The sequence below is a fragment of the Pseudomonadota bacterium genome (genome assembly GCA_041395565.1).
Lineage (GTDB): Bacteria > Pseudomonadota > Gammaproteobacteria > UBA9214 > UBA9214 > UBA9214.
In genome coordinates this window covers 54,172-73,519 of record JAWLAI010000007.1, presented here as the reverse complement: position 1 = coordinate 73,519, position 19,348 = coordinate 54,172, and the positions used below count along the sequence as shown (strand labels likewise).

Here is a 19,348-nt window from a genome sequence, read left to right as displayed (position 1 = left end):
GACGGTATGATCGGTGGCTCGATCCGCCACTGCCCGGTACCGTCATGTCCATACAGGTCCTGCCTTCACAACTGGTCAATCAGATCGCCGCGGGCGAGGTCATCGAGCGGCCGGCCTCGGTGGTCAAGGAGCTGCTGGAAAACAGCCTGGACGCCGGTGCGACCCGTATCGACATCGACATCGAACAGGGCGGCCGCCAGCGTATCCGGGTGCGCGACGACGGCAGCGGGATCCCGCGCGAGGAGCTGTCGCTGGCCCTGTCACGCCATGCCACCAGCAAGATCACCTCGCTCGAAGACCTGGAACGCATCGGCACGCTCGGTTTCCGCGGCGAGGCGCTGCCCAGCATCGCCTCGGTGTCGCGCCTGGAGCTGAGTTCGTGCAGCGCGACGGCGGCGCAGGGCTGGATGGTGCAGGGCGACGGTTCCGACCGCCTGCTGGAAGCGGCGCCGGTGGCGCACCCCCGCGGCACCACCGTCGACGTGCGCGACCTGTTCTTCAACACCCCCGCGCGGCGCAAGTTCCTGCGCAGCGACAGCACCGAGTACAAGCATATCGAGACGGTCGTGCAGCGCATCGCGCTATCGAGTTTTCCGGTGGCCTTCACCCTGCAGCACAACCAGCGCACCGTGCTGCGCCTGCCCGCCGCCGCGAGCCAGGCCGAGCAGGAACGGCGCGTGGCCGACCTGTGCGGCAAGGCCTTCATGGAGCAGGCGCTGTATCTGGAGCACGCGGCAGCCGGACTCCGGCTCCACGGCTGGGTCGCGCAGCCGGCGTTTTCGCGCAGCCAGCCCGATCTGCAGCATTTCTACGTCAATGGCCGTATGGTGCGCGACAAGCTGGTCACCCACGCGGTGCGCCAGGCCTATCAGGATGTGCTGTTCCATGGCCGGCATCCGGCCTACGCGCTGTTTCTGACGATCGAGCCGGCCGCGGTGGACGTCAATGCGCATCCGACCAAGCACGAGGTGCGCTTCCGCGACAGCCGCCTGGTGCACGATTTCCTGTTCCGCACCCTGCACGAGGCGTTGGCGCAGGTGCGGCCGGCGGCGCCGGCTGCGCTGCCGCCGACGCCGCCAGAACGGCCGGCAGCCGCGGCCGCGGGCGGCGCCCGGCACTACGCCGCGCCCCCGGCCCAGCACGGCCTGCGCCTGGATGTGCGCGAGCAGGTCAGCCGCTATGCCGACCTGCATCCGTCGCCCGCGGCCGCGCCGGTCACGGTGCCGGCGGAGGCGGCGCCGGTGGCGGCGTATCCGCTCGGTTTCGCATTGGCGCAGCTGCACGGGGTGTACACTACTCGCACAGAACGCGCAGGGCCTGGTGCTGGTCGACATGCGCACCGCCCACGAGCGCATCACCTACGAACAGCTCAAGCAGGCGGAAGCCGGGGCCGGCATCCGCTCGCAGCCGCTGCTGGTGCCGCTGCGGCTGGATGTCAGCGCCCGCGAGGCGGACGCCAGCGAGTCGCGGCAGGATACCTTCCGGGCGCTGGGACTGGATATCGACCGGCTCGGCCGCGAGCAGATCGTGGTGCGTGCCATCCCCGCACTGCTGCACGATGCGGACATCGGGGCGCTGGTGCGCGATGTCCTGTCCGACCTGCTCGAGCATGGCAGCAGCACGCGGGTGCAGGATTCAGTCAACGAATTGCTGGCCACCATGGCCTGTCATGGCTCGGTGCGCGCCAACCGCCGCCTGACGCAGGAGGAGATGAATGCCCTGCTGCGCGACATGGAGCGCACCGAACGCAGCGGCCAGTGCAATCACGGACGTCCGACCTGGGTGCAGCTCGGCATGGCGGAACTCGACAAGCTGTTTCTGCGCGGTCGGTAAAACAACCATCACGCGCAAAGCCGCCACGGCGCCAAGAGAAATACGCCGCTGAGGGCACGGAGAGCGCAGAGAAAGTCTATTTGGCAATGGCACGCCTGAGTAACTAACTAGAACCTATCTCAAAATTGGTACAAGCATTCGTACATCGTCATGCCCGCGCAGGCGGGCATCCAGCAAACCCGCGCAATACTGGATTCCGGCCTGCGCCGGAATGACAAGAAACATGGCCACCGCAGGATTTTCCAATTTTGAGATGGATCTAGTCTCAAAATCCCGATTTGCAGTGCAAGCGCATGCGGTTGGCATTCCCGCGCAGGCGGAAATCCGGTATTCAAAGGCGTTTCTGGATGCCGGCCACCGCGGACGTGACGTCATCCAACACCAGGACATATTCCGAGACAGGTTCAAGTGATCTTGAAAATCAATCACCCCAGCCCCAGAACACTTTTCGTGAACCGCATGTATATCCTGTGTGAACGCTTGCCCGCTGAGGCGATTTGATGCACATGGCGCCGTGGCGGCTTTGCGCGTGATGATTCCTGTCAATGTCTGAACACGATCTCCCGCCCGCCATCTTCCTGATGGGGCCGACCGCCGCGGGCAAGACCGCGCTGGCGGCCGAACTGGTGCGCCGCTTCCCGCTGGAGATCATCAGCGTCGATTCGGCGCTGGTCTACCGCGGCATGGATATCGGGACCGCCAAGCCGGGCCCGGCACTGCTGCGCGAGGCCCCGCACCGGTTGATCGATATCCGCGAGCCGACCGAGCCGTATTCGGCGGCGGAGTTTCGTGCCGATGCGCTGGCCGCCATGCACGAAATCGGTGCGCACGGGCGGGTGCCGCTGCTGGTCGGCGGGACCTTCCTGTATTTTCGCGCCCTGCAGCAGGGGTTGTCCCCGTTGCCGGCCGCGGACCCGGCCGTGCGGGCCACACTGCAGGCCGAGCTGGCCGGGCAGGGGCTTGCGGCGCTGCACCGGCGCCTGGCGGCGGTGGACCCGGCGACTGCGGCGCGGCTCCATGCCAACGATACGCAGCGCATCCTGCGTGCGCTGGAAGTTTATGAAATGACCGGGAAACCGATGAGCGAGTTGCTGGCGCGGGGGCGCGGCGCGGCGCTGCCGACACGGGTGCTGAAGCTCGCCCTGATGCCTGCGGACCGGGCGCTGCTGCACGCGCGCATCGAGGCCCGTTTTGCTGCCATGCTCGCGGCCGGGTTCGAGGCCGAGGTACGCACCCTGATGGGGCGTGGCGACCTGACGCCGGAACTCCCGGCCCTGCGCGCAGTCGGTTACCGCCAGATGTGGGAGTACCTCGCAGGCGGCCTGTCACGGGAGGAAATGCTCAGGAAAATCACGGCGGTCACGCGGCAATACGCCAGGCGGCAGCTCACCTGGCTGCGCAGCGAGCGGGATGCCGAGGTGTTTGCGCCGGAGGATCCGGCGACCCCCGGACGCATTGCGGCACGGGTCGCCGAGGTTCTGGCGCGGGTCTGAAACAAGTCTGTGATACGGCAGGAAAACAGGTATGATAAAGATCGTGGAATTAAACCGCATATTCCACTAATATTCACGCGAAATTAGCGGTCTGTCGGCCACAGCTGGCTGGTAGTACAACAAAAAGGAGATAATGACATGAATAGAGGACAATCTTTGCAGGATCCATTTTTGAATGCGCTGCGCAAAGAGCGAGTCCCGGTATCGATCTACCTGGTGAACGGCATCAAGCTGCAGGGTCAGATCGAATCATTTGATCAGTTTGTGGTGCTGCTCAAGAATGCGGTGAGCCAGATGGTCTACAAGCATGCGATCTCCACGGTGGTGCCGGCGCGCAATGTGCGGATCTCCGGCGGCGACGACGCGGGCGGTTCGGAGCCCGGCAATGCCTGAACACGATCCCTTCATGATGGTGCAGTTGATTGTTCGAACGCCCTAAGTCTGGTGAGCGGGCCGTACTGGTCCATGTGTTTTTCCCGGCACAGGCCGGGCAGGAAGATCTGCAGGAATTCACCGAGCTGGTCCGTTCCGCAGGTGCGACACCGGTCGCCACCATCACGGCGACGCGCGCGGTACCCGAGCCCCGGCTGTACGTCGGTCAGGGCAAGGCCGAGGAAATCCACGTCGCGGTACGCGAACACGCAGCCGACGTCGTGATCTTCAATCACACCCTGAGCCCCAGCCAGGAGCGCAATCTCGAGCGCCTGCTGTCCTGTCGCGTGCTCGGTCGCACGGGCCTGATCCTGGATATCTTCGCGCAGCGTGCACGTTCCTTCGAAGGCAAGCTGCAGGTCGAACTGGCGCAGCTGACACACCTGTCCAGCCGCCTGGTGCGGGGCTGGACGCATCTCGAGCGCCAGAAAGGCGGTATCGGCCTGCGCGGACCGGGCGAGACCCAGCTCGAGTCCGACCGCCGCATGATCAATGCGCGCATCAAGATGATCAACCGTCGCCTCGAGAAGGTGGAGCGCCAGCGCGACCAGGGTCGCCGTGCGCGCGCCCGTGCCGAGATTCCCACGGTTTCGCTGGTCGGCTACACCAACGCCGGCAAGTCCACGCTGTTCAATACCCTGAGCGGTGCGCATGCCTACGCGGCCGACCAGCTGTTCGCCACGCTCGATCCCACGCTGCGGCGCATCGAGGTGCCCGGGGTCGGTCCGCTGGTGCTGGCGGACACCGTGGGTTTCATCCGCCACCTGCCGCATGACCTGGTCGCGGCATTCCGCGCCACCCTCGAGGAGACGCGGCGCGCCGACCTGCTGCTGCACGTGGTGGATTCCCAGGACGAGGAGAAGCTCGCGCACATCGAGCAGGTGAACGCGGTGCTCGAGGAGATCGGGGCGGCACAGATACCGCAGATACGGGTCTACAACAAGATCGACCTGGCGGCGGATCTCGAGCCGCATCTGGAATACGGGCCGGACGGCCTGCCGGACCGGGTCTGGGTGTCCGCGGTGTCCGGCGCCGGCCTGGAACTGCTTTCAGAGGCGCTCAGTGCGCATTTCGAGGGCCACCAGGTGCATGGCTGGCTGCGCCTGCCCGTCACGGCCGGGGCGGTGCGCTCATCGCTGTATACTATCGGCCAGGTCCTGTCCGAGCGTGTCGACGAGCGTGGCAACTGGTGGCTGGAGATCTGCATGGCGCAGCGTAACATCGACCGGCTGATTCGCGAGGCAGGGGGCGAGAGCGAATTCCATCCTGCTGATTCCTCCGCACTTGTTGCGGGCACCGCCCAAGCTTCTTAAACTTGCACACTGGCCGTGCGCATGCCAACCGGCGTGCCGGGCATTGTTTGCTGACTGGAGTGTATCGTATGGCATGGAATGAACCGGGTGGCGGCAAGCGCGACCCGTGGGGTGGCGGCGGTAACGAAGGCCCGCCGGACCTCGACGAGGTGGCGCGCAAGCTGCGCGAACGCATGAACAGCTTTTTCGGCGGCCGGGCCGGGCGCGGTGGCGGCGGTAACGGCAAACCGTTCAATTTTGGTCTGGTGCTGGTGCTCGCGCTGCTGGCGTGGGTGCTCTCCGGCATCTATATCGTCGAACCGGCCGAGCGCGGCGTCGTCCTGCGCCTGGGCAAGTTCCACGCCGTCACCGAGCCGGGACCGCACTGGTACCCGCGTGGCGTAGACACCGTCGACGTGGTCGATGTCGACCGTCTGCGCACGGTCAGCCACCGGGCCAAGATGCTGACCAAGGACGAGAACATCATCCAGGTCGAGCTGGCCGTGCAGTACCAGATCAAGGACGCGAAGGACTACGTGTTCCAGGTCCGCGATCCTGATTTCACCCTGCAGGAGGCCACCGAGAGCGCGTTGCGCGAGGTGGTCGGCGGCATCGCCATGGACGCCTTCCTCAGCGGCGGCCGCGGCACCATCGTGCAGCAGACCAAGGACCTGACCCAGGAGATGCTCGACAAGTACCGCACCGGCCTGGTGCTCACCAGCGTCAACCTGCAGGATCCGCAGCCGCCGGAGGAAGTGCAGGGCGCGTTCGAGGATGCCATCAAGGCGCAGGAGGACGAGGTGCGCTACAAGAACCAGGCCGAGGCCTATGCCCTGGATATCCTGCCCAAGGCGCGCGGTGACGCCACGCGCAAGCGCGAGGACGCAAACGCCTACCGCGAGCAGGTCATCGCCAAGGCCGAGGGCGAGGCCAGCCGCTTCCTGCAGACGCTGACCGAGTACGAGAAGGCGCCCGAGGTGACCCGCAAGCGCATGTACCTCGAGACCATGGAGTACGTGCTGGCGAACACCAGCAAGGTCGTCATGCAGGTCAAGGACGGCAACAACCTCATGTACATCCCGCTGGATCGCCTGATGGAGTCGCGCGGCAGCATGCTGTCGACGCCGGACATGGGCGCCTCGTACCTGCCGGATGCGGCGACGGGCGAGCAGCCCGATATCCCGCTGCGCCGCAGCACGCGCGGCGAGGGAGGGCGTTGATCATGGTCCGAGTCCTGATAGTACTGCTGGCACTGGCCGCCCTGGTCGCCATGACCTCGATCTTCATCGTCGACGAGCGCCAGGTCGCGATCCGCTTCCAGCTCGGCGAGATCGTGCGCGCGGATTACGGCCCGGGCCTGCATTTCAAGGCGCCCTGGCCGCTCAACAACGTGCGCAAGTTCGACAAGCGCATCCTCACGCTGGACACGCGCCCCGAGCGCTTCCTGACCAGCGAGAAGAAGAACGTCTCCGTCAACTTCTTCATCAAGTGGCGCATCGCCGACGCCGCGAAGTTCTACACCTCGTTCGTGGGTGACGAACGCGCGGCGAGCCTGCGCCTGCTGCAGATCATCAAGAACGGTCTGCAGCTCGAATTCGATCAGCGCACCATCAAGCAGGTCGTCTCCGGCGAGCGCGCCCAGATGATGGACAACCTCACCCGGGTCGGCAACACCGAGGTATCGCCGTTCGGTATCGAGATCATCGACGTGCGCATCAAGCAGATCGAGCTGCCCGAGGATGTCCGCAACTCGGTGTTCCAGCGTATGCGCGCCGAACGCGAGCGTATCGCCAAGGAACACCGCGCCCAGGGCGAGGAGGCCGCCAAGGGGATCCGTGCCGTCGCCGAGCGCGAGCGTACGGTCATCCTCGCCGAGGCCCAGCGCGACGCCGAGAAGATCCGCGGCGAGGGCGACGCCAAGGCGACGGAAATCTACGGCAAGGCCTACGGCAAGAACCGCGAGTTCTACGATTTCTACCGCAGCATGAACGCCTATCGCACGGCGCTGGCGAGTCCGCAGGACGTGCTGGTGCTCGAGCCCGATTCCGAGTTCTTCCGTTATTTCGGGAGCACCGGCGGCAGCCAGGCTGACAGGTAGGTGCGGCACGCGGCGCGCTCTGCCGGCACAGCCCCGGCCCGGTCGGCATGCCCGTGCTGAACTGGGCCGACCTGCTCGCCGCACTCGCGCTGGTGCTGGTCATCGAGGGCATGCTGCCGTTTCTCAACCCGGGCGGCATGCGGCGCATGCTGGAGACCGTGTCGCAGGTCGATGACCGGACGCTGCGCCTGGCCGGACTGGCCAGCATGGCGCTCGGGACGCTCCTGCTGTACCTGGTGCGTGGCTGAAACACAGGAAACCGACATGAGTCGCAAGGATCAGTGGTTGCTGCCGGAAGGCGTCGAGGAGGTGCTGCCCCCAGAGGCGTGGCGGCTGGAGTATGCGCGGCGCGAACTGCTCGACCTGTTTTCGCGCTGGGGCTACGAGCTGATCATGCCGCCGCTGATCGAGTACCTCGAGTCGCTGCTGACCGGCGCCGGCAATGACCTCGACCTGCAGACCTTCAAGGTCACCGACCTGCTGAGCGGACGCATGCTGGGGATACGCGCCGACATGACGCCGCAGGCCGCGCGTATCGATGCCCATCCGCTGCGCCGCGACGCCCCGACCCGGCTTTGCTACCTGGGCACCGTGCTGCACACCCGCAGCGACGGTTTCGGCGGTTCCCGCAGCCCGTTGCAGGTCGGCGCCGAACTGTTCGGCCACGCCGGCGTCGACAGCGATGTCGAGATCCTGCGTCTGGTGCTGGAGTCGCTGGCGCTGCTGGAGATTCCCGATCTGCATCTCAACCTCGGCCACGTCGGCATCTTCCGCGGCCTCGCGCACGACGCCGGCCTGAACGTCGGGCAGGAGAACGATCTGTTCGAAGCGCTGCAGCGCAAGGCGGAGGTCGAGATCGGCGAGATGCTGGATCAGCTGGTGCGCGATCCGGGGCCGCGGGCACGACTGGCAGCGCTGGCCGGCCTCAATGGCAGCTGGGACGTGCTCTACGGCGCGCGCGAGGTGCTCGACGGCGCCGGCGCGAAGGTGATCCAGGCGCTGGAGAACCTGCGCGCCATCGCCGACCGGCTGCAGGCCCATGCCGGCGACGTGCAGATCGATTTCGACCTGGCCGAACTGCGCGGCTACCGTTACCAGACCGGCATGGTGTTCGCCGTGTTCGTGCCCGGTTGCGGGCAGGAGATCGCCCGCGGCGGGCGCTACGATGCGATCGGCGAGGTCTTCGGGCGGGCGCGGCCGGCGACCGGCTTCAGTACCGATCTGAAAACCCTGATGGACCTCAGTCCGCGTGACTTCTCCGGCCGCCCGGGTGCAATATTCGCACCCGCGGACAGCGAGGGGCCGCTGGAGGCGGCGGTGGCCGAGCTGCGCGGCCGGGGGGAACGGGTACTGCGCGGCCTGCCGGGTCAGGCCGGAACCGCGCGCGAGCTGGGCTGCGAGCGGCAACTGGTGCGGGAGGCGGGCGGCTGGGTGGTCAGGCCGCTGGGCTGATCCGGCGGCGCAGCAGTAGCGGGTACCCTGCATGACATGTGGTCACCGGCACGGCGGGGCCGCGCCGGCAGCGGCGTTGCTGCGCCGCTAACCAACAGGACATCATTAAGATCAGAGCGAGACAAGTCATGGGCAAGAACGTAGTCGTCATTGGTACCCAGTGGGGTGACGAGGGCAAGGGCAAGGTCGTCGACCTGCTCACCGATCGCGCCGCGGCGGTGGTGCGCTTCCAGGGCGGGCACAACGCCGGCCATACCCTGGTCATCGACGGTGCCAAGACGGTGCTGCACCTGATCCCGTCCGGCATCCTGCGCGCGAACGTGCTGTGCCTGATCGGCAACGGCGTCGTGCTCTCGCCGGATGCGCTGCTGGAAGAGCTTGCCATGCTGGAGGCGGCCGGCGTGCCGGCGCGCGCACGTCTGCGGATCAGCGAGTCCTGCCCGCTGATCCTGCCCTATCACATCGCGCTCGACCAGGCGCGCGAGGCGGCGCGCGGCAAGAAGGCCATCGGCACCACCGGGCGCGGTATCGGTCCGGCCTACGAAGACAAGGTGTCGCGCCGCGGATTGCGGCTGGGCGAGATGCTGGATGCCGCGCATTTCACTGAACGCCTGCGCGAGGTCATGGAATACCACAACCACGCGCTAGTGCATTATTTCAAGGCCGCACCCGTCGACTACCGGCAGGTGCTCGACACCGCGCTGGCCCAGGCCGAGCAGATCCGGCCGCTGGTCGCGGACATCCCCGGACTGCTGCACCGCCTGCGCCGCGAGGGCCGCGACATCATGTTCGAGGGCGCACAGGGCGCGTTGCTGGACATCGACCACGGCACCTATCCCTATGTCACCTCGTCGACCACCACGGCCGGCGGCGCGGCCAGTGGCAGCGGTGTGGGACCGCGTCATCTCGATTACGTACTGGGTATCGTCAAGGCCTATACCACGCGCGTCGGTGCCGGCCCGTTCCCGACCGAGCTGTTCGATGCCGACGGCGACCACCTCGGCGAGCGCGGCCACGAGTTCGGGGCCACCACCGGGCGCAAGCGCCGCTGCGGCTGGCTGGACACCGTCGCCCTGCGGCGTTCGCTGGAGATCAACAGCGTGACCGGCATGTGCATCACCAAGCTGGACGTGCTGGACGGGCTCGATACGCTGCAGATCTGCGTCGCCTACACGCTCGACGGCGAGCGCATCGAGGTGCCCCCGGCCGGTGCCGACCTGCTGGAACGCTGCCGGCCGGAGTACATCGAAATGCCGGGATGGCAGGAATCGACCGTGGGCGCGAAACGGCTGGAGGATCTGCCGGCCGCCGCCCGGTCCTATCTGCGCAAGATCGAGGAGTTGTGTGCCACGCCGATCGCCATCGTCTCGACCGGTCCCGACCGCGCGGAGACGATCGTGCTGCAGAATCCCTATGACTGAGCGGGGCGGGCGCCGGAGCGGCAGGGAAGTGGTGCCGAGGAGAGGACTTGAACCTCCACGGGGTTACCCCCACTAGCACCTGAAGCTAGCGTGTCTACCAATTTCACCACCTCGGCGGGATGGATGACAGCATGAAGCTGCCTGGCGAGCCGCGAACTCTACCGCCTGATTTTTCTCTTGTCAATTTACCTGCCGCGATGCGCATCTGCCGCGGCACCCGAGTCAGCCCCGATGCCACGAAAAACCCGTAACAAGTCGTCCTCCCGCGGCCGGCGCGATCCGCACGCGGACCGCGAGGCAGCGCGCTATGAACGGCCGATCGCCAGCCGCGAGCATATCCTCGAGATCATCAACGAGGTCGATCACCCTGTCAGCCGCGAGGAACTGGCCACGCTGCTCGGGATCGACACGGAGGACGGCCTGGAGGCGCTGCGACGTCGTCTGAACGCCATGACCCGCGACGGCCAGCTGGTGCAGAACCGGCGCGACCGCTATGCCGTGGCCGACCGCCTGGACCTGGTTGCCGGCCGCGTGCTGGGCCACCCGGACGGCTTCGGCTTCCTGGTGCCGGACGACGCCAGCGACGACGTGTTCCTGTCGGCGCGCCAGATGCGCGCGCTGTTCCATAACGACCGTGCGCTGGTGCGCATCACCGGCGTGGACCGGCGCGGGCGGCGCGAGGGTTCGGTGGTCGAGGTGTTGCGGCGCAATACCCAGCAGGTCGTGGGTCGTTTCTACAACGAGCACGGCGCCACCTTCGTCAGCCCCGACAGCAAGCGTCTGCCGCAGGAAATCGTCGTGCCGGCGGGGGCGGCGGGCGGCGCGGCGCACGGACAGATCGTCACCGTCGAGATCATCGAGCAGCCGACCAAGCGCACGCCGCCGGTCGGCAGGGTGCTGGAGGTGCTCGGCGACCACATGGCGCCGGGCATGGAGATCGACATCGCCATACGCAGCCACGACGTGCCGCTGGTCTGGCCGGCGGCCGTGACGCAGGAGATCGCGGGTCTGGGTGCGGAGGTGCCGGCTGCGGCGAAACGCGGCCGCGAGGACCTGCGCAAGACGCCGCTGGTCACCATCGATGGCGTGGATGCGCGCGATTTCGACGATGCGGTGTGCTGCGAACGCACGGCCGGGGGCTGGCGCCTGCTGGTGGCGATCGCCGACGTGTCGCACTACGTCAAGCCCGATACGGCGCTGGACCTGGAGGCGCGCGAGCGCGGCAACTCGGTGTACTTCCCCGAGCGTGTCATCCCGATGCTGCCCGAGATCCTGTCCAACGGCCTGTGCTCGCTGAATCCGGATGTCGACCGCCTGTGCCTGGTGTGCGAGATGATCATCAAGCGCGACGGCAGCCTGGTGCGGTCGCGCTTCTTCGACGGCCTGATGCGCTCGCACGCGCGCCTGACCTACGACGAGGCCGCCGCGATCATGGTCGAGCGCGACGCGGCGGCGCGCGCACGGCGCACGGCGCTGCTGCCGCATCTCGACGAACTGTACCTGCTCTACCAGGCTTTGCGCGCTGCGCGCACGAAGCGCGGCGCGATCGATTTCGAGACCACGGAGACGCGCATCGTGTTCGGGCAGGAGCGCAAGATCGAGCGCATCGTGCCGCTGGTGCGCAACGATGCCCACAAGGTCATCGAGGAATGCATGATTGCCGCCAACGTCGCCGCCGCGAGGCTGTTGGAACGGCATAACATGCCCACGCTGTACCGCGTGCACGCGACCCCGGCGCCGGAGAAGATCTCCGACCTGCAGGAATTCCTCAACGAGCTGGGGCTCGGGCTGCGGGGCGGGGCAAAACCCGCGGCGCGTGACTATTCCGCGTTGCTGGAACAGGTGCGCGGGCGCCCGGACGAACATCTGATCAACACCGTATTGCTGCGTTCCATGCCGCGCGCCGAATACAGCCCGGTCAATATCGGGCACTTCGGCCTGGCGCATCCGCAGTACGTGCACTACACCTCGCCGATCCGGCGCTATCCCGACCTGCTGGTGCATCGTGCCATCCGCCACGTGCTGGCGGGTCGCAAGTCGAAGTCCTTTCACTACACGTCCGGCGACATGCTCGACCTGGGCGAGCACTGCTCGGCGACCGAGCAACGCGCCGACGATGCCACGCGCGATGCCATCGACTGGCTGAAGTGCGAGTACATGCTGGACAAGATCGGCGCGAGCTTCGCCGGCATCATCAGCGCCACGACCTCGTTCGGGATTTTCGTGGAACTGTCCGACATCTATGTCGAAGGCCTGGTGCACGTCACCGCGCTCGGCAATGACTTCTACCATTACGAGCCGACCCGGCACTGGCTCATCGGCGAGCGTACCCGGCGCATCTTCCGGCTCGGCGACGAGGTGACCGTCCGGGTGATGCAGGTCAATCTCGACGAGCGCAAGATCGATTTCGAGCTGGACGAGCAGGCCGCCGGACGCAGCGGCAGGGGACGCAAGGCCCGGCGCGGTTCCGGCCTGCGTCGCAAGTCGCGCCAGTGAGCCGGCAGGTTTCATGAGTAGGCCGGAACATGTCTACGGGATGCATGCCGTGGCGGCGCTGCTGGCCACGCGCCCGACGGCGGTGGCTGCACTGGCCATTGTCGGCGGTGGCGACACACGCCGCGCCGCGCTGCTGGCACAGGCGCAAGCGGCCGGTATCAGTGTCGAGCGCGTGAGCCGGAAAGCGCTGGATCAGCGCCTCCCGGGAATCAATCATCAGGGTGTCCTCGCCACGGTGCGGGGCGACGGCCTCGCGCTGGACGAGCAGGCCCTGCCGGCCCTGCTTGCCGCGCTCGGGGAACCGGCCTTGCTGCTCGTGCTGGACGGTGTGCAGGATCCGCACAACCTTGGCGCCTGCCTGCGCAGCGCGGATGCCGCCGGCGTGCATGCGGTGATCCTGCCCAGGGACCGCGCCACCGGCATCACGCCGGTGGTGCACAAGGTTGCCTGCGGCGCGGTACAGGCCCTGCCGGTGGTTACGGTAACCAATCTGGCGCGCTGCCTGCGCACCCTGCGTGCGGCGGGCATCTGGCTCTACGGTGCCAGTGACAGCGCGCCGCAGCCGGTCTATGCGGCCGACCTGACCGGGCCGCTCGCGCTGGTGCTGGGCGGCGAGGGCGGCGGTCTGCGCCGGCTGACCCGCGAACTGTGCGATTTCGAGGTGGCCATCCCCATGGCCGGCACGGTCTCGAGCCTGAACGTCTCAGTGGCGGCCGGGGTCCTGCTGTTCGAGGCCGTGCGTCAGCGTTCGGCCCGGAAAATATAGCGGTAACAGCGGGATAGCTTGTATTCGCGGCACCCCGTCGCGGTCCGCCGGGCGGACCGCCCGGTACCGGCTTTACATGGCCGGTGTCATCCCCTAGAATGCGCGCTCTTTACAAGCGGCTGATTATCAGCTGAAAAACCAGCTCCTTGCCTGCGGCAGCGACCGCAGGCTGCTAATCCACAAGGGGTCTTAGATGAGACATTACGAAGTCGTGTTTCTGGTCCACCCTGACCAGAGCGAACAGGTGCCTGCCATGATCGAGCGCTATCGGGCGACGATCGAGAGCGACGGCGGCAGGATCCACCGTCTGGAGGACTGGGGCCGCCGCCAGCTGGCCTATCCGATCCAGAAGCTGCACAAGGCGCACTACGTGCTGATGAACATCGAGTGCAGCACCGCCGTGCTGGACGAGCTGAACAGTTCCTTCCGCTTCAACGACGCCGTTATCCGCAATCTCGTGATCAATCGCAACGAGGCCGTCACCGAGGCCTCGCCGCTGATCAAGAAGCCGGACGAGAAACGCGAGCGCGAGAGTCGCGACGACAGCAGCAATGCCGACAGCGACCGCGGCGCGTCCGACGACGAGGATGCGGCCTAGGCCGCGACCTCCTGATAACGCAACGTCTACAGCATCGAAGAGGAAACACCATGGCCCGTTTCTACCGTCGCCGCAAGTTCTGCCGCTTTACCGCGGAGGACACCAAGGAAATCGATTACAAGGATCTCGCCGTCCTGAAGCAGTACATCACCGAAACCGGCAAGATCGTGCCCAGCCGCATCACCGGCACCAAGGCCAAGTACCAGCGCCAGCTGTCCACCGCGATCAAGCGTGCGCGCTATCTGTCCCTGCTGCCATACACGGACGCGCACTAGCGCTGTATCCGCACCGGGTTCCGCAGGCTGGAGCCCAACGCAGCGGGTTGGCATGAAAAGCCTGGCAGAACTCATTGTCAGGGGGCGCTGGACGGCCGTACTGGTTATCGCCGTCGCGGGCATACTCACCTACCTGTACGTACCGTTCACCACGGTGTTCGGATACATGGCGGCGGCGGCCGTGGCGCTGGTGACCCTGCACATCGGGGTCGTGTCCGGGCTACAGGTGCTGCTGCTGGCGAGTGCAGCCACGCTGCTGTGCTACCAGGCGCTGGGCCTGGTCATGGAACAGGGTGGCGTACACGCCATACAGGTGATGAGCCTGCTGACGGTGTTGCTGTTGTGGCTGCCGTGCTGGCTGCTGGCAGCGGTGCTGCGGCAGACGCGATCGCTGGGGCACGCGCTGCTGGCGGCCGTGGCTTTCGGTGCCTGCCTGCTGCTGGCGGCATACGGGTATTTCGATGATCCCGCTCAATGGTGGGATCAGCGCCTGCAGGATTTCGGCAAGGCGCTGCAGGAGGTCGGTGTCACCTTCGGCTGGCTGGACGACGGTGCGTTGCGCGCCCGGATCGCCGCGCTGCTGACCGGTGCCGTGGTGGCGTCGCAGATCACCGGTGTCACGGGCAGCCTGTTGCTGGCGCGCTGGTGGCAGTCGCTGCTGGTGCGACCCGGCGCCTTTCGCGAGGAATTCTGCCGGCTGCGCCTGGGTTCGATGGCGGGGCTGCTGACCCTGGCCATGCTGGTACTGGCGCGGGTGGTACCGGGCACCGGCGGCGCGCTGGGCGCGCAGCTGGCCATGATAATGCTGGTCCCGTACCTGTTGATCGGGCTGGCCGTGCTGCACAGCCTGCTGCAACAGGTCAGGTGGGGCGCGGGCATGCTGGTCGGCGTGTACCTGGCGCTGGTATTCGTGCCGCAGGCGAGCCTGGTGCTGGCCACGGGCGGACTGCTGGACACCTGGATCGACTTCCGGCGGCGGCTGCGGCGGGGCGCGACCGGAAGCAATTGACATAACTACTTTCAGAGGTTGTAAACATGGAAATCATCCTGCTTGAGAAGATCGAGAATCTCGGTGCCATGGGCGACAGGGTCAAGGTCAAGCCGGGTTTCGGCAGAAACTACCTGGTACCCAAGGGCAAGGCGAAGCTGGCGACGCCGGAGAACATCGCCGCCTTCGAATCCATGCGCGCCGAGCTGGAACAGGCCGCCGCAGAGGCGCTCGCCGCCGCCCAGGCACGCTGCGAGCAGCTGGAAGGCATGCACGTCAGTATCGCTGCGAACGCCGGCGACGAGGGCAAGCTGTTCGGTTCTGTCGGTACCGCGGACATCGCCAGCGCGATTATGGCGCAGGGCGTTGAAGTCGACCGTCACGAGATACGTCTGCCGGAAGGTGTGTTTCGCCAGGTCGGCGAGTACGAAGTGCACCTGCACCTGCATAGCGATGTCAATGCAACGATAAAACTGAGCATTACGCCGGAATAATCCATCCTGCAGTCACTTCCGGCTGCAACTTCCTGTAACTGAACAAGCACCATGCGGACGCGTGACAGCGTCCGCATGGCGCCACGCGACCGTGCAGGCGCGAGGCACAATTACTGCTGCAACGCAATGGTGTGTTCGCGCGGTGACTGTGCTATTTATTAACGCGCCTGTCGGGAGCCACACGCACATACAACTGAACCGAATGGTCGATACGCTTCGCTCTGCAGACATCCTGCACACTGACACGAGTGCGCTCAAGGTGCCGCCGCATTCGCTGCAGGCGGAGCAGGCCGTGCTCGGCGGACTGATGCTCGACAATTCCGCCTGGGATACGGTCGCCGACGCGGTCGGCGAACAGGATTTCTACCGGCGCGACCACCGCCTCATCTTCCGTGCCATTGCGCAGCTCGCGGAAAGAAACAATCCGCTGGATGCGGTCACGCTGTCGGAGTGGCTCGAGCAGAACAAACTGCTCGACGAGGTCGGTGGCCTCAGCGCGCTCGGCCGTCTCGCGCAGAACACCCCGAGCGCGGCAAATATCAAGGCCTATGCCGATATCGTGCGCGAGAATTCCGTGATGCGGCAGCTCATCGAGGTGGGCAACCGCATCGCCAGCAGCGCCTTCATGCCGGAAGGGCGTGATTCGGGCGCCCTGCTGGACCACGCCGAGAAGCTGGTGTTCGAGATCGCCGAGCAGGGCAAGCGCGGCAAGCGCGGGTTCATCAACATCCGTACCCTCCTGGCAACCGCCGTCGACCGCATCGACATGCTGTCGCAGCAGGAAGACCATATCACCGGCGTGTCCACCGGTTTTGCCGATCTCGACAACATGACGGCCGGCCTGCAGCCCGCGGATCTCATCATCGTCGCCGGGCGGCCGTCGATGGGCAAGACCACGCTGGCGGTCAATTTCGCCGAGAACGCCGCGATCAAGAACCAGGTGCCGGTCGGCATCTTCAGCATGGAAATGCCCGGCGAGCATCTGGCATTGCGCATGATGTCGTCGCTCGGGCATATCGACCAGCACAAGATCCGCACCGGCAAGCTGGACGACGACGACTGGCCGCGCCTGACCTCGGCGGTCAGCCTGCTCGACGCGGCGCCGATCTTCATCGACGACACGCCGGCGTTGACGCCGGTGGAACTACGCGCTCGCGCGCGCCGCCTCAAGCGCGAACACGACCTCGGGCTGATCGTGATCGACTACCTGCAGCTCATGCAGGTGTCCAACTCCCGCGAGAACCGCGCCACCGAGATCTCCGAGATCTCACGTAACCTGAAGGCGCTGGCGAAGGAGCTCAGCGTTCCCGTGATAGCGCTGTCCCAGCTCAACCGCAGCCTCGAGCAGCGGACCGACCGCCGTCCGGTGATGTCGGACCTGCGCGAATCGGGTGCCATCGAGCAGGATGCGGACGTGATCATGTTCATCTATCGCGACGAGGTCTACCACGAGGACAGCCCGCACAAGGGGCTGGCCGAGGTCATTATCGGCAAACAGCGCAACGGTCCGATCGGCAAGGTCATGCTCACCTTCCGCGGCCAGTTCACCCGCTTCGAGAACTGTGCCCGCGACACCTATTACACGGGTAACGAATACGCATGACGCGACCCGCGTACGCGCACATCGACTGTGGCGCGTTGCAACACAACCTCGCCCGCGTACGCCAGGCCGCGCCGTCCAGCCGCGTCATCGCCGTCATCAAGGCCAATGCCTACGGTCATGGCCTGGTGCGCACCGCGCAGGCGCTGGCAGGCGCCGATGCCTTCGGCGTGGTCGGGCTGGAGGAGGCGATCGCCCTGCGCGAGGCCGGCCTGGAACAGCGCATTGTCCTGCTGGAGGGCCTGTTCACGGCCGCGGATCTCGCGCTCGTGTGCGGTTACCGGCTCGACCTGGTCGTGCATTCCGAATATCAGCTGGCGCTGCTGGAGCAGGGCAGGCTCACCCGGCCCGTCGATGTGTGGCTCAAGCTCGACACCGGTATGCACCGGCTGGGTTTCGCACCGGCACGCCTTGACGCCGTGCTGGCGCGACTGCACGCCGCACCACATATCGGTACCGTGCGCTACATGACCCATTTCGCGCGCGCCGATGAGCCGGAGGCGGATTACACCGCAACCCAGATCGCGACGTTTGCTGCGGCGCTGGGTGATCGTGATGGCGAACGCACGCTGGCCAATTCCGCCGCCGTGCTGGCCTGGCCGGGCGCGCACGCCGACTGGGTGCGGCCGGGCATCATGCTCTACGGCGCCTCGCCGCTGCAGGGTCAGAGTGCCGCCGCGCTCGGGCTCAAACCGGCAATGACCCTGCGCAGCGCGTTGATCGCCATCACCGACTGTCGCCGGGGGGATGCAGTCGGTTACGGCGGTGACTGGATGTGTCCCGCTGACATGCGCATCGGGGTGGCCGCGATCGGATACGGCGATGGTTATCCGCGTCATGCGCCCGCCGGTACGCCGGTGCTCGTGAAGGGGCGGCACGCGGCACTTGCGGGTCGCGTCTCCATGGACATGATTTGTATCGATCTTGGCGGGCAGCCCGATGCCGTCATCGGGGATGATGTCATCCTCTGGGGCGACGGTTTGCCGGTGGATGATGTTGCCCATGCCGCCGGCACCATCTCCTACGAACTCCTCAGCGGCATCAGCAGGCGGGTGAAGTACCGCTATCGCTGAGCTTGCCGCTGCCGCGCGCAGGCTGGTCCCGCAGGCGCGGTGCCGTTAGTTATCCCGTCAAGCCGCGACCGCGTGGAGTTTCGCGTTGGTTTCCAGCGCCCATCTCGACATTCCGATCTGCATTGCAGGCGCATCCGCTCGTCATTCCCGTGTCGGCGGGAATCCGGCATTCACAGCCATTGCTGGATGGCAGCCACCGCGGACATGTGTTTGTCTAACGGCACGACATGTTTTGCGAAAGGTTCTAGTACATCCGTCTGCCTTGACTGTTCGGGATAAGCGTCTACGTTTGTCTTACTGTGTTTTTATCACGATGACACCCAGGCGTGCTGTCAGTCACGGTTATGTGATGGAGTCGGCAATACGCGTCGTTTCGGGACATGTGTGCTGGGAAATTGACTATAGCTGTGTTGTAGGGACAGGCATTCGGTGCCATGCAGCCTGCAAGACTTCCGGCGCTGTGCGTCAAGCTGGCGGGATGCTGCAGTGGTACATGACATCGGAGGATGCGGGCGCAGGCGTTGTCGAAGCGCCGGCACAACCGGTCTGTTCATGGGACAGGAGTACGGGAGCGCACTGTCTACCCGGGGATTTCCGGGAACCACGGGGTTTCGCGATCGGTGTGACAGTGCGTTGACAACAGTGGTGACGACGGCAAACGGGTGGGTCTTGCGCAGACCCGAACAGGAGGGTGTGAGTCATGGCAGAGGCAGCAGCAAGTATTTTTCCCAGGCCGGGCAATAACGTGGAAATCCTGGTGCACGTGGATGAGACGCTCGATCAGTGGCAGCGGCAGGAACTGGTGAGTTTTCTGGAGTCTTCCGAAGGGATCGAATCGGCCGAATTCTGTCCCTTGCGCTATCACCTGATGCTGGTGCAGTACGATCGCGAGCGCATGAATTCGCGCGAGGTGCTGGGGCGGGTGCAATCCCGCAACGTGCATGCCGAGCTGATCGGCCCGATGTAAATCCGGGCCGGGTGCGCTGCCCCGCCCGGGTGCGGGCAGCGCGCCGGGTTCACTGGCGGTCACTCGCGCG

At 66.0% G+C, this 19,348-nt stretch carries 17 protein-coding genes, 1 tRNA gene and 1 pseudogene; 18 read left to right on the top strand and 1 reads right to left on the bottom strand.

The window, feature by feature from the left end; all coding sequences use genetic code 11:
* Positions 1 to 44 precede the first annotated feature (44 nt).
* From mutL to R3F42_12085, 9 genes and pseudogenes are all read left to right on the top strand, one after another.
* Positions 45 to 1,833 (top strand): annotated as a pseudogene (mutL, locus tag R3F42_12125) (DNA mismatch repair endonuclease MutL).
* Positions 1,834 to 2,378: 545 nt separating this feature from the next.
* A complete protein-coding gene (gene miaA / locus R3F42_12120) occupies positions 2,379 to 3,326 on the top strand; it encodes a tRNA (adenosine(37)-N6)-dimethylallyltransferase MiaA (protein MEZ5542775.1) in 948 nt (315 codons plus the stop codon).
* A gap of 138 nt (positions 3,327 to 3,464) precedes the next feature.
* Positions 3,465 to 3,719 (top strand): RNA chaperone Hfq, encoded by a 255-nt coding sequence (gene hfq / locus R3F42_12115; GenBank protein MEZ5542774.1) that lies wholly within the window; start codon positions 3,465 to 3,467, stop codon positions 3,717 to 3,719.
* 29 nt (positions 3,720 to 3,748) lie between these two features.
* Positions 3,749 to 5,071, top strand: a complete 1,323-nt coding sequence (gene hflX, locus R3F42_12110) for a ribosome rescue GTPase HflX (protein ID MEZ5542773.1) — start codon at positions 3,749 to 3,751, stop codon at positions 5,069 to 5,071.
* A gap of 68 nt (positions 5,072 to 5,139) precedes the next feature.
* Complete coding sequence (gene hflK / locus R3F42_12105; protein MEZ5542772.1) at positions 5,140 to 6,270, top strand: FtsH protease activity modulator HflK; 1,131 nt, start codon at positions 5,140 to 5,142, stop codon at positions 6,268 to 6,270.
* A gap of 2 nt (positions 6,271 to 6,272) precedes the next feature.
* The gene (gene hflC / locus R3F42_12100) at positions 6,273 to 7,148 is read left to right on the top strand and encodes a protease modulator HflC (protein MEZ5542771.1); all 876 of its coding nucleotides are present in this window, start codon (positions 6,273 to 6,275) and stop codon (positions 7,146 to 7,148) included.
* 47 nt (positions 7,149 to 7,195) lie between these two features.
* A complete protein-coding gene (locus tag R3F42_12095; GenBank protein MEZ5542770.1) occupies positions 7,196 to 7,396 on the top strand; it encodes a DUF2065 domain-containing protein in 201 nt (66 codons plus the stop codon).
* Between the two features lie 16 nt (positions 7,397 to 7,412).
* Positions 7,413 to 8,600 (top strand): ATP phosphoribosyltransferase regulatory subunit, encoded by a 1,188-nt coding sequence (locus R3F42_12090; protein ID MEZ5542769.1) that lies wholly within the window; start codon positions 7,413 to 7,415, stop codon positions 8,598 to 8,600.
* Positions 8,601 to 8,728: 128 nt separating this feature from the next.
* Positions 8,729 to 10,021 (top strand): adenylosuccinate synthase, encoded by a 1,293-nt coding sequence (locus tag R3F42_12085; protein ID MEZ5542768.1) that lies wholly within the window; start codon positions 8,729 to 8,731, stop codon positions 10,019 to 10,021.
* A gap of 29 nt (positions 10,022 to 10,050) precedes the next feature.
* Here the strand turns inward: R3F42_12085 and R3F42_12080 are convergent.
* Positions 10,051 to 10,137: transfer RNA gene (locus R3F42_12080), tRNA-Leu, on the bottom strand.
* Positions 10,138 to 10,252: 115 nt separating this feature from the next.
* Here R3F42_12080 and rnr point away from each other — a divergent pair.
* The 9 genes from rnr to R3F42_12035 all read left to right on the top strand — a co-directional run bounded on the left by rnr (position 10,253) and on the right by R3F42_12035 (position 19,278).
* Positions 10,253 to 12,517 (top strand): ribonuclease R, encoded by a 2,265-nt coding sequence (rnr, locus tag R3F42_12075; protein ID MEZ5542767.1) that lies wholly within the window; start codon positions 10,253 to 10,255, stop codon positions 12,515 to 12,517.
* A 13-nt stretch (positions 12,518 to 12,530) separates the two neighbouring features.
* Positions 12,531 to 13,283 (top strand): 23S rRNA (guanosine(2251)-2'-O)-methyltransferase RlmB, encoded by a 753-nt coding sequence (gene rlmB, locus R3F42_12070; GenBank protein MEZ5542766.1) that lies wholly within the window; start codon positions 12,531 to 12,533, stop codon positions 13,281 to 13,283.
* Between the two features lie 193 nt (positions 13,284 to 13,476).
* Positions 13,477 to 13,881, top strand: a complete 405-nt coding sequence (rpsF, locus tag R3F42_12065) for a 30S ribosomal protein S6 (protein MEZ5542765.1) — start codon at positions 13,477 to 13,479, stop codon at positions 13,879 to 13,881.
* Between the two features lie 50 nt (positions 13,882 to 13,931).
* Positions 13,932 to 14,156 (top strand): 30S ribosomal protein S18, encoded by a 225-nt coding sequence (gene rpsR, locus R3F42_12060; GenBank protein ID MEZ5542764.1) that lies wholly within the window; start codon positions 13,932 to 13,934, stop codon positions 14,154 to 14,156.
* A gap of 52 nt (positions 14,157 to 14,208) precedes the next feature.
* Positions 14,209 to 15,165, top strand: coding sequence for a hypothetical protein (locus R3F42_12055; protein MEZ5542763.1), 957 nt, complete (start codon positions 14,209 to 14,211; stop codon positions 15,163 to 15,165).
* A 26-nt stretch (positions 15,166 to 15,191) separates the two neighbouring features.
* The gene (rplI, locus tag R3F42_12050; protein ID MEZ5542762.1) at positions 15,192 to 15,638 is read left to right on the top strand and encodes a 50S ribosomal protein L9; all 447 of its coding nucleotides are present in this window, start codon (positions 15,192 to 15,194) and stop codon (positions 15,636 to 15,638) included.
* A gap of 202 nt (positions 15,639 to 15,840) precedes the next feature.
* Entirely contained in the window at positions 15,841 to 17,241 is a 1,401-nt protein-coding gene (gene dnaB, locus R3F42_12045) for a replicative DNA helicase (GenBank protein MEZ5542761.1), read from the top strand.
* Positions 17,238 to 18,311, top strand: a complete 1,074-nt coding sequence (gene alr, locus R3F42_12040; GenBank protein ID MEZ5542760.1) for an alanine racemase — start codon at positions 17,238 to 17,240, stop codon at positions 18,309 to 18,311. Before dnaB ends, alr begins: the two co-directional genes overlap by 4 nt.
* Before the next feature lie 700 nt (positions 18,312 to 19,011).
* The gene (locus R3F42_12035; protein MEZ5542759.1) at positions 19,012 to 19,278 is read left to right on the top strand and encodes an ATP-binding protein; all 267 of its coding nucleotides are present in this window, start codon (positions 19,012 to 19,014) and stop codon (positions 19,276 to 19,278) included.
* Positions 19,279 to 19,348 lie beyond the last annotated feature (70 nt).

Bases quoted from the DNA above. Each gene is read 5' to 3' on its own strand.
- rnr (MEZ5542767.1), top strand. From the start codon at position 10,253: ATGCCACGAAAAACCCGTAACAAGTCGTCCTCCCGCGGCCGGCGCGAT.
- rplI (MEZ5542762.1), top strand. From the start codon at position 15,192: ATGGAAATCATCCTGCTTGAGAAGATCGAGAATCTCGGTGCCATGGGC.
- hflK (MEZ5542772.1), top strand. From the start codon at position 5,140: ATGGCATGGAATGAACCGGGTGGCGGCAAGCGCGACCCGTGGGGTGGC.
- rpsR (MEZ5542764.1), top strand. From the start codon at position 13,932: ATGGCCCGTTTCTACCGTCGCCGCAAGTTCTGCCGCTTTACCGCGGAG.
- R3F42_12090 (MEZ5542769.1), top strand. From the start codon at position 7,413: ATGAGTCGCAAGGATCAGTGGTTGCTGCCGGAAGGCGTCGAGGAGGTG.
- dnaB (MEZ5542761.1), top strand. From the start codon at position 15,841: ATGGTCGATACGCTTCGCTCTGCAGACATCCTGCACACTGACACGAGT.
- hfq (MEZ5542774.1), top strand. From the start codon at position 3,465: ATGAATAGAGGACAATCTTTGCAGGATCCATTTTTGAATGCGCTGCGC.
- miaA (MEZ5542775.1), top strand. From the start codon at position 2,379: ATGTCTGAACACGATCTCCCGCCCGCCATCTTCCTGATGGGGCCGACC.
- rpsF (MEZ5542765.1), top strand. From the start codon at position 13,477: ATGAGACATTACGAAGTCGTGTTTCTGGTCCACCCTGACCAGAGCGAA.
- R3F42_12085 (MEZ5542768.1), top strand. From the start codon at position 8,729: ATGGGCAAGAACGTAGTCGTCATTGGTACCCAGTGGGGTGACGAGGGC.
- rlmB (MEZ5542766.1), top strand. From the start codon at position 12,531: ATGAGTAGGCCGGAACATGTCTACGGGATGCATGCCGTGGCGGCGCTG.
- R3F42_12055 (MEZ5542763.1), top strand. From the start codon at position 14,209: ATGAAAAGCCTGGCAGAACTCATTGTCAGGGGGCGCTGGACGGCCGTA.
- R3F42_12035 (MEZ5542759.1), top strand. From the start codon at position 19,012: ATGGCAGAGGCAGCAGCAAGTATTTTTCCCAGGCCGGGCAATAACGTG.
- alr (MEZ5542760.1), top strand. From the start codon at position 17,238: ATGACGCGACCCGCGTACGCGCACATCGACTGTGGCGCGTTGCAACAC.
- hflC (MEZ5542771.1), top strand. From the start codon at position 6,273: ATGGTCCGAGTCCTGATAGTACTGCTGGCACTGGCCGCCCTGGTCGCC.
- R3F42_12095 (MEZ5542770.1), top strand. From the start codon at position 7,196: ATGCCCGTGCTGAACTGGGCCGACCTGCTCGCCGCACTCGCGCTGGTG.